This is a genomic window from Halomonas terrestris (assembly GCF_049166755.1).
Classification (GTDB): Bacteria; Pseudomonadota; Gammaproteobacteria; order Pseudomonadales; family Halomonadaceae; genus Halomonas.
On record NZ_JBMHFZ010000006.1, the window covers coordinates 80,165 to 95,008 of the forward strand.

12 protein-coding genes are annotated in these 14,844 nt (G+C 69.4%); all 12 read left to right on the top strand.

Features of this window, described 5'->3' with window-relative positions:
* The first annotated feature begins 271 nt into the window (after window positions 1–271).
* The 12 genes from leuC to ACOMD9_RS08030 all read left to right on the top strand — a co-directional run bounded on the left by leuC (window position 272) and on the right by ACOMD9_RS08030 (window position 14,843).
* Window positions 272–1,720: a 3-isopropylmalate dehydratase large subunit gene (leuC, locus tag ACOMD9_RS07975; protein ID WP_421413493.1), complete on the top strand. Its 1,449-nt coding sequence runs from the start codon at window positions 272–274 to the stop codon at window positions 1,718–1,720.
* Between the two features lie 3 nt (window positions 1,721–1,723).
* Window positions 1,724–2,377, top strand: a complete 654-nt coding sequence (gene leuD / locus ACOMD9_RS07980) for a 3-isopropylmalate dehydratase small subunit (RefSeq protein WP_421413495.1) — start codon at window positions 1,724–1,726, stop codon at window positions 2,375–2,377.
* A gap of 214 nt (window positions 2,378–2,591) precedes the next feature.
* On the top strand, window positions 2,592–3,671 hold the full coding sequence (gene leuB, locus ACOMD9_RS07985) for a 3-isopropylmalate dehydrogenase (RefSeq protein ID WP_421413498.1): 1,080 nt from the start codon (window positions 2,592–2,594) through the stop codon (window positions 3,669–3,671).
* A 149-nt stretch (window positions 3,672–3,820) separates the two neighbouring features.
* Window positions 3,821–4,933: an aspartate-semialdehyde dehydrogenase gene (gene asd / locus ACOMD9_RS07990; RefSeq protein ID WP_421413500.1), complete on the top strand. Its 1,113-nt coding sequence runs from the start codon at window positions 3,821–3,823 to the stop codon at window positions 4,931–4,933.
* Window positions 4,934–5,174: 241 nt separating this feature from the next.
* Complete coding sequence (locus tag ACOMD9_RS07995) at window positions 5,175–7,850, top strand: FimV/HubP family polar landmark protein (protein WP_421413502.1); 2,676 nt, start codon at window positions 5,175–5,177, stop codon at window positions 7,848–7,850.
* Between the two features lie 7 nt (window positions 7,851–7,857).
* Window positions 7,858–8,781, top strand: coding sequence for a tRNA pseudouridine(38-40) synthase TruA (gene truA / locus ACOMD9_RS08000; RefSeq protein ID WP_421413505.1), 924 nt, complete (start codon window positions 7,858–7,860; stop codon window positions 8,779–8,781).
* Window positions 8,782–8,785: 4 nt separating this feature from the next.
* Entirely contained in the window at window positions 8,786–9,424 is a 639-nt protein-coding gene (locus tag ACOMD9_RS08005; protein ID WP_421413507.1) for a phosphoribosylanthranilate isomerase, read from the top strand.
* Window positions 9,425–9,499: 75 nt separating this feature from the next.
* A complete protein-coding gene (gene trpB, locus ACOMD9_RS08010) occupies window positions 9,500–10,714 on the top strand; it encodes a tryptophan synthase subunit beta (protein ID WP_421413509.1) in 1,215 nt (404 codons plus the stop codon).
* 15 nt (window positions 10,715–10,729) lie between these two features.
* Window positions 10,730–11,545 (top strand): tryptophan synthase subunit alpha, encoded by an 816-nt coding sequence (trpA, locus tag ACOMD9_RS08015; protein ID WP_421413741.1) that lies wholly within the window; start codon window positions 10,730–10,732, stop codon window positions 11,543–11,545.
* A gap of 78 nt (window positions 11,546–11,623) precedes the next feature.
* Window positions 11,624–12,640, top strand: a complete 1,017-nt coding sequence (gene accD, locus ACOMD9_RS08020; RefSeq protein WP_421413512.1) for an acetyl-CoA carboxylase, carboxyltransferase subunit beta — start codon at window positions 11,624–11,626, stop codon at window positions 12,638–12,640.
* Between the two features lie 11 nt (window positions 12,641–12,651).
* Window positions 12,652–14,133, top strand: coding sequence for a bifunctional folylpolyglutamate synthase/dihydrofolate synthase (locus ACOMD9_RS08025; RefSeq protein WP_421413514.1), 1,482 nt, complete (start codon window positions 12,652–12,654; stop codon window positions 14,131–14,133).
* Window positions 14,130–14,843 (top strand): SPOR domain-containing protein, encoded by a 714-nt coding sequence (locus ACOMD9_RS08030; protein ID WP_421413516.1) that lies wholly within the window; start codon window positions 14,130–14,132, stop codon window positions 14,841–14,843. The genes ACOMD9_RS08025 and ACOMD9_RS08030 overlap by 4 nt, the downstream gene beginning before the upstream one ends.
* Window position 14,844 lies beyond the last annotated feature (1 nt).

Consider the following 14,844-nt stretch of genomic DNA (forward strand, 5'->3'; position numbering starts at 1 on the left):
AGTGGATTCCATAAAGGAATCCATTCCATAAATAACATGAATTGCTTTTATGGACGAGTCGCAGGACACTGCTATGCATAGCGTCGAGGCTGCCCCTGAGGGGGCAGACCCCGGCCAAGTCATGCAGCCTGTCGTGGTGTACGCTTCGAGCGGATTCGACACCGCTGGGGTCTGACCCCATAGGAGCGCCAGCGCCGGGACAGCCACGACTTCGGGCAGCATTTTGATGACCGACCGGATGAGAACAGGGCCCAGGGCCCGGGAGAGCGAGATGGCAGGCCAGACACTCTACGACAAGTTGTGGTCGCAGCACCTGGTGAAGGAGCGCGACGACGGCACCGCCTTGATCTACATCGACCGACAGCTGCTCCACGAGGTGACCTCGCCCCAGGCCTTCGAGGGCCTGCGCCTGGCGGGGCGCAAGCCGTGGCGGCTCGACGCCAACCTGGCGACGCCGGACCACAACGTGCCGACCACGCTCAAGGAGCGCGCCGAGGGCAACGCCGGCATCGAGGACCCGGTGTCGCTGATCCAGGTGCAGACCCTGGATGACAACTGCGGCGAGTTCGGCATCGAGGAGTTCAAGATCAACGACCCGCGCCAGGGCATCGTCCACGTGGTGGGCCCGGAGCAGGGCGCCACGCTGCCCGGCATGACCGTGGTGTGCGGCGACTCCCACACCGCCACCCACGGCGCCTTCGCCGCCCTGGCCCACGGCATCGGCACCTCCGAGGTGGAGCATGTGCTCGCCACCCAGTGCCTGCTGGCGCAGAAGATGAAGAACATGCAGGTGCGCGTCGAGGGCGAGCTCGGCACCGGCGTCACCGCCAAGGACATCGTGCTGGCCATCATCGGCCGCATCGGTACCGCCGGCGGCACCGGCTACGCCATCGAGTTCGCCGGCAGCGCCATCCGCGATCTCTCCATGGAGGGCCGCATGACGGTGTGCAACATGGCCATCGAGGCCGGCGCCCGGGTCGGCCTGATCGCCGTGGACGACACCACCATCGAGTATCTCGCCGAGCGCCCCTTCGCACCGAAGGGCGAGCAGTGGCAGGCCGCCGTGGCCGACTGGCGTGGGCTCGTCTCCGACCCCGACGTCGAGTTCGACAAGGTGGTGACCCTGGACGCCGCCGAGATCGAGCCGCAGGTGAGCTGGGGCACCAGCCCCGAGATGGTCACCGGGATCTCCGGCGAGGTGCCCGACCCGGCCGAGGCACCCGACGAGACCATGCAGCGCGGCTATATTCGCGCCCTGGAGTACATGGGGCTGGCACCGAAGCAGAAGATCACCGACATCCGGCTCGACAAGGTATTCATCGGCTCCTGCACCAACTCGCGCATCGAGGACCTGCGCGAGGCGGCCAAGGTCGCCAAGGGCAAGCGGGTGGCCGACTCCGTCAAGCTCGCCATGGTGGTGCCGGGCTCCGGCCTGGTGAAGCGCCAGGCGGAGGCCGAGGGCCTCGACAAGGTGTTCATCGAGGCGGGTTTCGAGTGGCGCGAGCCGGGCTGCTCCATGTGCCTGGCCATGAACGCCGACAAGCTCGGTGCCGGGGAGCACTGTGCCTCGACCTCGAACCGCAACTTCGAAGGGCGCCAGGGCTTCGGCGGGCGCACCCACCTGGTCAGCCCGGCGATGGCTGCCGCGGCGGCCATCGCCGGCCACTTCGTCGACGTGCGACGCATCGATGATCCTCAACCGACTGCCCAGGAGGCCTGAGCCATGCACAAATTCGAACGCATCGACGGCCTCGTCGCCCCGCTCGACCGGGCCAACGTCGACACCGACCTGATCATCCCCAAGCAGTTCCTGAAGTCGATCAAGCGTACCGGCTTCGGTGTCAACCTGTTCGACGAGCTGCGCTACCTCGACGAGGGGCAGCCCGGCCAGGACGTTTCCCGGCGGCCGCTGAACCCCGACTTCGTGCTCAATCAGCCGCGCTACCAGGGGGCCAGCGTGCTGCTCGCCCGCCGCAATTTCGGCTGCGGCAGCTCCCGCGAGCACGCCCCCTGGGCGCTGGAGGACTTCGGCTTTCGCGTGGTGATCGCGCCGAGCTTCGCCGATATCTTCTACAACAACGCCTTCAAGAACGGCCTGCTGCTGGTCACCCTGCCGGAAGAGGTCGTGGACCGCCTGTTCGCCGAGGTGGAGGCCAGCGAGGGCTACCGGCTCGACGTCGATCTCGAGAACCAGCGGGTGATCACGCCCTCCGGCGAGATCCTCGAGTTCGAGGTGGACGCCTTCCGCAAGCACTGCCTGCTCGAGGGGCTCGATGACATCGGCATCACCCTTCAGGACGAGGACGCGATCCGCGCCTTCGAGGCGAAGCATCGCGCCGCGCGCCCCTGGCTGTTCCGCGATAGCGCCCGGGCGTGATGGCGTAAGATCAAGCTGCTCTTGCCGGGGCCAGGGGGCGCCGGGGGCAAGCCGAAGAGGAGGTCCTATGCCAGGGATGGCATCGGTAGCGCCCAGGGATGGGTTCACAGCGCCTCCTCGCAGGCTTGCCGCCGGAAAAGCCCCCCCCCGTCCCGGCGGTGATTCCATTCGGCCTGCCGCGCGGCGTCCGGTGAGGCCATACAAGGACGAGATCATGACTCAGAAGATTCTGGTACTGCCGGGCGACGGCATCGGCCCCGAGATCACCGCCCAGGCGAGCCGCATCCTGGCCGCCTGCCAGGCCCATGGCCTGGACGTCGAGGTGGAAGAGGCCCTGGTCGGCGGCAGCGCCTATGACGCCCATGGAGAGCCGCTGCCCGCCGAGACCCTGGAGAAGGCCAGGGTCGCCCGGGCCATCCTTCTCGGCGCCGTGGGTGGCCCCAAGTGGGACACACTCGAGGACCTCGCCAAGCGCCCCGAGAAGGGCCTGCTGGGCCTGCGCAAGAACCTCGGCCTGTTCGGCAACCTGCGCCCCGCCATCACCTACCCGCAGCTGGCGTCTGCCTCGAGCCTCAAGCCCGAGCTGGTCGCCGGCCTCGACATCATGATCGTGCGCGAGCTCACCGGCGGTATCTACTTCGGCCAGCCCCGCGGCATCGAGGAGCGGGGTGGCGAGCGGGTGGGCTTCAACACCTACGTCTACTCCGAGAGCGAGATCGAGCGCATCGGCCGGGTCGCCTTCGAGATGGCCCAGAAGCGCAACAAGAAGCTCTGCTCCGTGGACAAGGCCAACGTGCTCGAGGTCACCATCCTGTGGCGCGAGGTGATGGAGCGGCTGGCGCCGGAATACCCGGACGTCGAGCTCTCTCACATGTACGTCGACAACGCCGCCATGCAGCTGGTGCGCGCACCCAAGCAGTTCGACGTCATGGTCACCGGCAACATGTTCGGCGACATCCTCTCCGACGCCGCCGCCATGCTCACCGGCTCCATCGGCATGCTGCCCTCCGCCTCGCTCAACGAGAGCGGCCAGGGGATGTACGAGCCCTGCCACGGCAGCGCCCCGGACATCGCCGGCCAGGGCATCGCCAACCCGCTGGCGACCATCCTCTCGGTGGCCATGATGCTGCGCTACTCCCTGGACGAGCCGGCGCTGGCGCAACGCATCGAGGGCGCCGTTGGCAAGGTGCTGGACGACGGCCTGAGAACCGCCGATATTGCGTCCGAGGGCACTCGCACCGTCTCCACCGCCGAGATGGGCGACGCCGTGCTGGCGGCCTTCGAGGCCCAATAGGCTCAAGGGGTATCGCATTTCGCAGGCTTGCCGCCAGATCAGCCCCGAGCGGTCTGTCCATCGGCACTAGTCCTGCTCTGGCGTGAGCCTGCGATCCCTTCCGGCTTCCTGTATAATAAGCCCCACATTCGATTTCTGGAGGACTTCACATGTTGAAAGTCGGTTTCGTCGGTTGGCGCGGCATGGTGGGCTCGGTGCTCATGCAGCGCATGGTGGAAGAGGGTGACTTCAAGGGCATCGAGCCGGTCTTTTTCACCACCTCCCAGGTCGGCCAGGCCGGCCCCGACGTCGGCGTCGACGTGCCTCCCCTCAAGGATGCCTTCGACCTCGAGGCCCTCAAGGCGCTGGACGTGGTGGTGACCTGCCAGGGCGGCGATTACACCAAGGAGGTCTACGGCGACCTGCGTGGCGGCGGCTGGAAGGGTTACTGGATCGACGCGGCCAGCACCCTGCGCATGGAGGACGAGGCCACCATCATCCTCGATCCGGTCAACCGCCACGTCATCGATGACCAGCTCTCCCGCGGTGCCAGGACCTTCGTCGGTGGCAACTGCACCGTGAGCCTGATGCTGATGGGCCTGGGCGGCCTGTTCGAGGCCGACCTGATCGAGTGGATGACCTCCATGACCTATCAGGCCGCCTCTGGCTCCGGCGCCAAGCACATGCGCGAGCTGCTCAACCAGATGGGCGCCCTGCGCGACAGCTCGGCCGCCGAGCTCGCCGACCCGTCCAGTGCGATCCTCGACATCGACCGCAAGGTGACCGCGGCGATGCGTTCGGGCGACTTCCCCACCGACAACTTCGGCGCACCGCTGGCCGGCAGCCTGCTGCCCTGGATCGACACCAAGCTCGACAACGGCCAGAGCAAGGAGGAGTGGAAGGGCACCGTGGAGACCAACAAGATCCTCGGCCTGCAGGACAACCCGATCCCCATCGACGGTCTCTGCGTGCGCATCGGTGCCATGCGCTCCCACAGCCAGGCCTTCACCATCAAGTTGAAGAAGGATGTGCCGATGGACGAGATCGAGGACCGTCTCGCCAGGCACAACGACTGGGTCAAGGTGGTGCCCAACGACAAGGAGGCCACCCTCCGCGACCTGACCCCGGCGGCCGCTACCGGTACCCTGACCGTCCCCGTGGGCCGGCTGCGCAAGCTGGCCATGGGGGGCGAGTACCTCTCCGCCTTCAGTGTCGGCGACCAGCTGCTGTGGGGGGCCGCCGAGCCGCTCAAGCGGATGCTCAAGATCCTTCGCGAGCAGTGATCGCCAGCGGTTGATCGGGCATGGGGCACCTCCCTCGGGAGGCGCCCCTTTTCTTTGCGCGCAGGCCGGGGTCGCACAAGGGCCTTACCCTGGCTTACGTTGAAAGGCGGAGCGTCAAACATGATCCGGGGCAGGCATGCCGGATCATGTTTGTGATACATAAGAAGCCTAGAAAACTGATCATTTCTCCGGATGCCCGCCGACCGAGCGGAGGTGGTGCCGGGAGACGCAAGGGAATCCCATGAAACGCAAGCTGACTCTCGCCATGCTGCTCTCGCTCTCTGCCGCCAGCCCGATGGCACTGGCGCTGGGGCTGGGCGAGGCCGATGTGCACTCGACGCTCAATGCGCCGCTGCGCGCCACCATCCCCCTCACCGACACCGGCGGGATGCAGGCGGGTCTGCTCAACGTCTCGGTGGCCGACGAACGCACCTTCTCGGCCGCCGGCCTCGCTCGCACGCCGCTGGCGGCAAGCGTGCGACTGGCGGTCGAGCAGCGCGAGGGGCGGCTGGTGCTGGACCTGACCACCGAGCGGCCCGTGCGCGAGCCCTGGCTCGATCTGCTGCTGCACTTCGACTGGCCCGATGGCCGGCAGCTGCGCGAGGTAACCCTGCTGCTTGATCCACCCGACTATGACCAGATGCCCACCCTGATCGGAACCCCGGCGCGGCCGGAGCCGCCGTCCGCGACCGTCTCGACGGCGCGCAGCGAGCCGGAGTCCCGATCGCGCCCCGTGGCCCGTACGGCGGCCGCAGGCGACAGTGACGACCCGGCCTGGGTGCGCAGTGGCGATACCCTCTGGGCGGTGGCCGGTCGACTGCGCCCGGACAGCGGTATCAGCATGAACCAGATGATGGTGGCGCTGGTGGAAGCCAACCCCGAGGTGTTCCCCTCGGGCAACATCAACGCGATGCGGGCCGGCTTCACCCTCGTGGTGCCGGGGCGCGAGTCGATCACCTCGCGCTCGACCGCCGACGCCGACGGTATCGTCCAGGCCATGAATCAGGCGTGGGCCAATCGCGGCAGCGGGGCGCCCGCGCGGGTCCCCCTGGGGGGCAGTCAGGAGGTGGCACCGGAGGCGGCCGTGGCGGTGACTGATGCCGCGTTGCTCGGTACCGCCGAGCCTTCGGCTGCGCCGGCAAGCGAGGAGGAGCCCGAAGCGGCAGCGCCTGCCCCCGTCGACATCCCGTCGGGGGACCTCGACGAGGAGGCGCCGCGCCTGACGCTGCTCACCGATGCCGAGGTGGCCGCCGAGGCTGCCCCGGATGAGGATCCCGGGGAGGGAGCCGGTCCCGGCGAGGGCGGTGCGGGCGAGGAGGCGTCGACGACCCCCGCCGCGCGCGGCGAGCTCGACCCCTCCTTGCTCGAGGGCCTCCAGGGAGAAGGCGAGCTGACCAGCGACGAGCGCCTCATTCGTCTCGAGGCGCGCTGGCTCGAGAATCGGCAGGCCCTGGAAGTGGTGCGCGACGAGCGGGATGCACTGCAGGACGAGCTGGGCGAGATGCGCGAGGAACTGGCCGCCCTGCGCGACCAGGTGGCTGCGTTCAGCGCCGGGGGGCAGGGTGTCGACGGCCCCGGGACAGGGGGCGTGGTGCCGCCCGGTGAGAGCGAGCAGGCGGTCGAGACGCCCTGGTGGGGCGCCTTCTACCAGGGGGCTCAGGATCGTACCCTGATGCTCGGAGGAGCTGCGCTCGCCGCCCTCCTGGCACTCTGGGCGCTGGTGCGTCGCCGGCAGCGGCGAGACGAGACGGTATCCACCTTCGGCCAGGTGCAGCGGGTCGCCCCCGGGGAGCGTGTGGCTGGCCCCGAGGTGGCTGCCGCCGCGACGCCCGGCGGCGGCGAGGCCGCACCGGTGCGGGCCTCCATGCCCAAGGCGGAAGCTATCGACGAGGCCGATATCTTCATTGCCTATGGTCGCTATGACCAGGCACGGGAGCTGCTCGAGGCCAGCCTGGTACGCGAGCCGGAGCGTGACGACCTGCGCCTCAAGCTGTTGATGGTTCACCTGGAGCAGGGCGACCAGGAGCAGGCCGATCGCGAGGCCTCGCGCCTCAGGGCCTCCGGCGACCCCCGGTTGCAGGCCGAGGTGGAGAACCTGATGAGCCGGCGCGCCGCGGCGTCGCCGGCACAGTCGGCGCCGGTCGAGGGTGGCCGAGCCGTCTTCGCCGAGCCGACGGAGCTGCCGCCACGCCGTTTCGACGACCCCGACGAGGAGGACGAGCAGGGCGAGAAGGGGCAGGAGAATCCGGCGGCGCCCGCTTTCGGTGGCGAGGTCCCGAGGGGCGTCGACGACATGCCCCCCGGGCCGGAAGGCGGCGAGGATCCGGCGGCCCCCTACCGTCGCCCCGAACCGCGGCCGGGAGTCGACCCCGGGCGTCAGCCCGAGCCGCGCTCGCAGCCCCGGCTCGACAATCCCCCCGAGCCTGAGCCGGCGGCCGAGCCGGAACATCGGCCGGCGTCTGCCTCCTCGCCGGCCTCCCCGGACACGTCGCCCGACGAATCCCGCGATGACGCCCCGCCCTCCGGGCCTCCGCTCGCCAACCGCATCGACGACCTGGGTCGCGACATCATCGACTACCGTCCACCGACCCTGGATCCGAGCCCGTCACCCCGGGAGGAGACCCCGATGCAGCCCAGCGTGGAATTCAGCACTTCCGGTGACACCGGGGCGCCGGCAGAACCGGCAGCGAGCGATGATTGGGAGGTCGAAGAGGTGGCGTTTCCGCCGCTGGATCGGGATAATGAATGGCTTTCCGCCGGCGCCTCCTCATCGCCCAAGCTGGCCGAGGCCCGTCGCCTGCTGGAGGCGGGCGAGATCGACCAGGCGCGGCCCCTGCTGCGCAGGCTGGCCGACGCCTCCGACGATCCAGTGGCACGGGAGGAGGCCCGGGAGTTGATCACCCGCCACGACCTCTGAAGGCCGCATGACCCTTTTTCGCCCCCTCGATGATCGCCACCCCCTCACTGGCCGCTTGGTCATGGGGGTGGAATATGACGGTAGCGCCTACTGTGGCTGGCAGCGTCTCAAGCATGCCCCCTCGGTACAGGGCGAACTGGAGAAGGCGCTGGCGAAGGTGGCCGGCCAGCCGGTGACGGTGCATGCCAGCGGCCGGACCGATTCCGGTGTCCACGCCACCCGCCAGGTGGTGCACTTCGATCCCCCAGCACCACGCTCGCAGAAGGCCTGGGTATTCGGCGTCAACGCCAACCTGCCCCGGGATATCGCGGTGCGCTGGGTGAAGGCGGTACCCGACAGCTTCCACGCCCGCTTCAAGGCGCTGGCCCGCCGCTACCGCTACGTGATTCTCAACCAGCCCAGCCGCCCGGTGCTCGAGCGGGCCAACGCCACCTGGTGTCGCGACCCCCTGGATGCCGATGCCATGCATCGGGCCGCCCAGGCGCTGGTGGGGGAGCACGACTTCTCGAGCTTCCGCGCCGCCGGCTGCCAGTCGAAGACCGCCTGGCGCCACCTGCACTTCATCGAGGTGCACCGTCATGGCCCTCTGGTGGTGATCGACGTCCAGGGCAATGCCTTCCTGCACCACATGATCCGCAACATCGTCGGCGCCCTGGTGACCGTCGGGCGCGGGGAGCGCGGCGATGACTACCTGGCCGAGCTGATGGCACTGAAGGATCGTACCCTGGCCGATGTCACTGCGCCGGCCTGCGGCCTGCACTTCGTCGATTCGCTCTATGACGAGGCCTGGGAATTGCCGCGGGAACCCCTGGGGCCGAACCTGCTGGCCTTCCTCGGCGAATGGACCGGCGAGCGCGCGCTGCCCGACTGCCCCATGGTCGAGTTCCGCCGCGGCCGGCCGGTCGCCTCCCTCACCCCTGCCGAGGAGTAGGCACATGATGCAGCGCACCCGCGTCAAGCTCTGCGGTCTCACCCGTCCCGAGGATGTCGATGTCGCCGTGGCGGCGGGCGCCGATGCCCTGGGCTTCGTGCTCTGGCCGGGCAGCAAGCGGGCCCTCGACGAGGCCCGCCTGGCCGAGCTGGCGGCGCGGGTGCCGGCCTTCGTCACCCGGGTCGGGCTCTTCGTCGACCAGGAGCCGGCGCTCATCGAGCGCTGCGCGCGTCACCTCGATCTGCTGCAGTTCCATGGCGAGGAGACGCCGGCGTTCTGCGAGCGCTTCGACCGCCCCTGGATCAAGGCGCTGCGCATGCGCGATGGTCTCGACCTGCACGCCCTCGCCGCTGCCTATGATGGCGCCCGGGGACTGCTGCTGGACGCCTACCGCCCCGGCGTGCCGGGCGGTACCGGCGAGACCTTCGACTGGGGGCGAATCCCCGCAAGCCTGGCAAAACCTGTTATCCTCGCGGGAGGATTGAGCGCCGACAACGTGGCCGAGGCCATCGCCCGGGTTCACCCCTTCGCGGTAGATGTCTCGGGTGGCGTGGAGGCCTCTCCCGGGATCAAGGATGCAGAGCGCATCGCGGCTTTCCTGCAGGCCGTCGGGCGTGGCGACGAGTGTCGCTCGGCGGACTGATCCCCGGTTCCCCGGCCCGTGTTTCACCCGCTTTCAACCACCAGCCCCTTTCTGGCGACCTGTGAGGTGTCTTTCGTGAGCAAGTTCAGTGACCTGACCCGACTGCCGGATGCCCGTGGCCACTTCGGTCCCTACGGCGGCCGGTTCGTCTCGGAGACCCTGAGCTTCGCCCTGGACGATCTGGCGAAGACCTACCTGAGTCTGCGCGACGATCCGGCGTTCCAGGCGGAATTCGACTATGACCTGGCCCACTATGTCGGCCGTCCCTCTCCGCTCTACCATGCCGAGCGGTGGTCGAAGCAGCTCGGCGGCGCCCAGGTCTGGCTCAAGCGCGAGGACCTGAACCACACCGGCGCCCACAAGGTGAACAACACCATCGGCCAGGCGCTGCTCGCCAAGAAGAGCGGCAAGCCGCGGGTCATCGCCGAGACCGGGGCCGGTCAGCATGGCGTCGCCACGGCCACCGTGGCGGCGCGCCTGGGGCTCAAGTGTGACGTCTACATGGGGGCCGAGGACGTGGAGCGGCAGAAGCTCAACGTCTATCGCATGCGCCTGCTCGGCGCCAACGTCATTCCGGTGACCTCCGGTACCCGCACCCTCAAGGATGCCATGAACGAGGCGCTGCGCGACTGGGTCACCAACGTCGACGACACCTTCTACATCATCGGTACCGTGGCAGGCCCGCACCCCTATCCGATGCTGGTGCGAGACTTCAATGCCGTGGTCGGCCGCGAGGCGCGCCGCCAGTCCTTCGAGGAGTTCGGCAAGCTGCCCGACGCGCTGATCGCCTGCGTCGGAGGCGGCTCCAACGCCATGGGGCTCTTCTATCCCTTCGTCGAGGACGACGAGGTGATGATGTACGGTGTCGAGGCCGGCGGCGACGGCGTCGAGACCGGCCGCCATGCCGCACCACTGGCCTCCGGAGCGCCGCGCGGCGTGCTGCACGGCAACCGCACCTACCTGATGTCCGACGAGGGCGGCCAGGTCTCCGACACCCACTCGATCTCGGCGGGCCTGGACTATCCCGGGGTGGGGCCCGAGCACGCCCTGTGGAAGGACGTGGGCCGCGTCAATTACGTGGCCGCCAACGACGATGCCGTGCTCGAGGCGTTCCGCGAGCTGACCCGGGTGGAGGGCATCATGCCGGCACTGGAATCCGCCCATGCCCTGGCCCATGCCAAGGTGCTGGCGCCGACCATGCGCCCCGACCAGCAGATCGTGGTCAACCTCTCCGGGCGTGGTGACAAGGACATCCTGACCGTGGCCAAGATCGACGGCATCGAACTCTGAATGGCGAACCTGACTATGAACCGTATCGACCAACGCTTCGCCGCGCTCAAGGAGCAGGGGCGTCGCGCGCTGATTCCCTTCATCACCGCCGGCGACCCGGCGCCCCAGCACACCGTGGGCTTCATGCACGCCCTGGTGGAGGCGGGGGCCGACGTCATCGAGCTCGGCGTTCCCTTCTCCGACCCCATGGCCGACGGCCCGGTGATCCAGAAGGCCTGCGAGCGGGCCCTGAAGCACGGAGTGCGACTCGGCCACCTGTTCGAGATGGTGCGCGAGTTCCGCCAGGCCGACACCACCACCCCGGTGGTACTGATGGGCTATCTCAACCCCATGGAACGCATCGGTCTCGAGGCCTTCGCCGAGCAGGCCGCGTCGGCCGGTATCGACGGGGTGCTGACCGTGGACATGCCGCCGGAAGAGGCCGATGAGTTCGGCCCGATCCTCAAGGCCCGCGGACTGGCCTCGATCTTCCTCGTCGCCCCTACCACTTCCGGTGCCCGGGCCGCTACAATATGCGCCCACGGCGAAGGCTACCTCTACTATGTGTCGCTGAAGGGCGTGACCGGGTCGGCGATTCTCGATGCCGAGGACGTGGCCGCGCACCTGGCGCCGCTGCGCGAGATGACCGATCTGCCGCTGTGCGTCGGCTTCGGTATCCGCGACGGTGCCTCGGCGGCGGAGGTGGGCAAGGTGGCCGACGGCGTGATCGTCGGCTCGGCCCTGGTCAGCCGCATCGCCGACAACGCCGAGCGCCCCGAGGTCATCGCCGGCGAGCTCAAGGCCGTGCTCGGCGAGATGCGCCAGGCCCTGGATGCCATGAGCGCGGGCTGAGCCTGGCCTTCGCCACACGCTTCGATTCACGCGTCCGGCCGTCCCGGACGCCGACGACATGACGGAACCCTTTCTGACATGAGCTGGCTAGACAAGATCGTGCCCTCCATGGGGCGTATCCAGCGCAAGGACCGCCGGGCCAGCGTGCCCGACGGCCTGTGGCGCAAGTGCCCCAAGTGCGAGGCGGTGCTCTACCTTCCCGAACTCGACAAGCACCACAACGTCTGCCCCAAGTGCGACCATCACCTGCGGCTGACCGCCCGCAAGCGGCTCGACTGGTTCCTCGACAGGGAGGGCCGCGAGGAGCTGGCCACCGAGGTGGAACCCGTCGATCGCCTCAAGTTCCGCGACTCCAAGAAGTACAAGGATCGCCTGGCCGCGGCCCAGAAGGAGACCGGCGAGAAGGATGCCCTGATCGCCATGCGCGGCACCCTGGACGGCCTTCCGGTGGTGGTGGTCTCCTTCGAGTTCACCTTCATGGGCGGTTCCATGGGGAGCGTGGTGGGCGAGAAGTTCGTCCGTGCGGCGACCCTGGCCCATGACGAGGGCATCCCGCTGATCTGCTTCTCCGCCTCCGGCGGGGCGCGCATGCAGGAGGCGCTGTTCTCCCTGATGCAGATGGCCAAGACCTCGGCCGCACTGGAGAAGCTCAAGCAGGCCGGCGTGCCCTACATCTCGGTACTCACCGACCCGGTGTTCGGCGGCGTCTCGGCATCGCTGGCGATGCTCGGCGACCTCAACGTGGCCGAGCCCAACGCCCTGATCGGCTTCGCCGGTCCGCGGGTCATCGAGCAGACCGTGCGCGAGAAGCTCCCCGAGGGCTTCCAGCGCAGCGAATTCCTGCTCGAGCACGGCACCGTCGACATGATCGTCCACCGCAGCGAGATGCGTGACCGCCTGGGCGGCGTACTGCGCAAGCTGACCCACCAGCCGGCCATCGGCCTGGCCGACGAGGCGGATCGCGAGCTCGACCTGGTGGATGTCGCCGAACAGGCGTCGGTCGTCGACGAGGATGTCTCGCCCGAGCACGAGGATGCCACGACTGCCCGGGTCGAGGACGCGGCGCATGACGAACGCGCCGATGGTCCACGCTGACCTCCATCGCCATGACTGACGCGGCCCTGCCCACTTCCCTCGACGCCTGGCTGGCCCGGCTGGAAGCCGCCCACCCGGTGGGCATCGACCTCGGCCTGGATCGCGTGGCCGAGGTCGCCCGCCGCATGGGGCTGCTGGCGCGCCCCCCGGCCACCCGGGTGATCACCGTGGCCGGCACCAACGGCAAGGGATCCACCGTGGCCGTGCTCGAGGCGCTGGCCCGGGCCCATGGCCTGGCCACGGCCACCTACACCTCGCCCCACCTGCTTCGCTACAACGAGCGCCTGCGCCTGGACGGCGCGGAAGCCGATGATGGCACCCTGATCGCCGGCTTCGAGGCGGTCGAGGCCGCCCGGCTGGCCGGCGAGCCGATGAGCCTGACCTACTTCGAGGTCGGCACCCTGGGAGCGCTGTGGGCCATCGCCCGTCGTGCCCCCGACCTGGCGATCCTCGAGGTGGGGCTCGGTGGGCGGCTCGACGCCGTCAATGTCGTCGACCCGGATGTCGCGGTGGTCACCACCGTGGCCCAGGACCATGCCGCTTTCCTGGGCACCGACCTCGAGCAGATCGGCCGCGAGAAGGCCGGCATCCTGCGGCCTGGCCGCCCCGCGGTCCTGGGCAGCCGCGACCTGCCCGCCAGCGTTCGCCAGGTGGCGAGCGAGCTGGGTGCGCCGGTGCTTGCCTTGGGTGAAGCCTTTTGCCGTACTCGAGGAAAGGATGGCTGGACCTGCCACCTTTGGCAGCCGCATTGGGGTCAGACCCCGGCGGTATCGACGCCGTCCCCTGGGTGCACGACGCCGGGTTTTGCGACTCGGCTGGGGTCTGACCCCAATGGCTGTGCCGGCGATGTGTCTCGTCCGGGGCCTGACCCCACAGGCGAGGCCTCCCGGCGGTCGGAGTCTGAACCCGGGAGCGCCCTTGTCCTTGGCGGCCTGCCCGACCCCGGCCTGCCCCTGGATAACGCCGCCACGGCCCTGCAGGCCCTGGCGCTCGCCGACGTCGAACTGGATGAGACTGCCTGCCGGCGGGCCCTGGTCGAGGTGCATCTCCCCGGGCGCATGCAGTGGCTGGGGCAGTGGTGCCTCGACGTGGGCCACAATCCCCACGCGGCGGCCTACCTGGCCGAGCGGCTCTCGGCGCGGCCCTGCGACGGCCGTACCATCGCCCTGCTCGGCATGCTCGGCGACAAGGACGCCGAGGGCGTGACGGCGGCGCTGGCCCCGGTGGTGGACGCCTGGGTGACGGTCGGCCTCGCCGGCCCGCGGGGGCGTACCGCCGACGACCTGGCCGGCCTCCTGGTGGCCCTTGGCCGGGAGGTATGGCACCGCGCGGCATCACCCGCCGAGGGAGCCGCCTGGCTGGATGCCCGTCTCGCCCCCGGGGACCGGGTCCTGGTGTGCGGCTCCTTCTTCACCGTGGGCGAGGTACTGGCGTGGTGGCAGTCGTCGGCTCAGACTGAAGCGGACGAGACCGTCAGCGAGGGAGCACCATGAAGTACGGAATGCGAGAACGCCTCAGTGGGGCCGTGATCCTGATCGCCCTGGCGGTGATCTTCATCCCCATGCTGTTCGACGAACCCGCCCCGCGCAGCGAGCGCCCCCAGCCGGTGCTGACCATCGAGCAGCCGGTCGACGTCGAGCGTCGGGATGTGCCGGATCCGCAGCCTCCGGCGAGCCTCGGGGAGATCCAGTCGCCTTCCGCGCCGGCATCCCCCGCGGCGGAGGGCGGCGAGGTGTCCGCTGGCGACGAACGCCCCGAGGCCGCGCCCCAGGAAGCGCAGGCCGAGTCAACCCCCGAGGAGGTCATGGTGGAGGCCGCCGAGGCGGTGACGGCGGCCGACCCCGATCCCGCGCCGGGGCGGGAGGAGACCCCCGACCCCATCGCCGAGCTGGCCCGGGCCGCCGACCAGCGCCTCGCCGAGGATGCCGGTCGTTCCGAGGGCGAAGCCTCCGCACCGACGCCGGCGGCCTCCGGCGGCGAGTGGGCGGTGCAGGTGGGCAGCTTCGGCGATCCGGCCAATGCCGAGCGCCTCGAGGCGCAGCTCGCGGAGCAGGGCTTCGCCGTCTTCAGCCGTCCACGGGACAATGACCTGACCACCGTCTACGTGGGGCCCTATGACTCCTCCGCCGACGGCGAACACGCCATGGGCGAGCTCAAGGAGCGAGCCAACCTGCAGGGGCTGCTGGTCCGGGTGAGAGATTGAA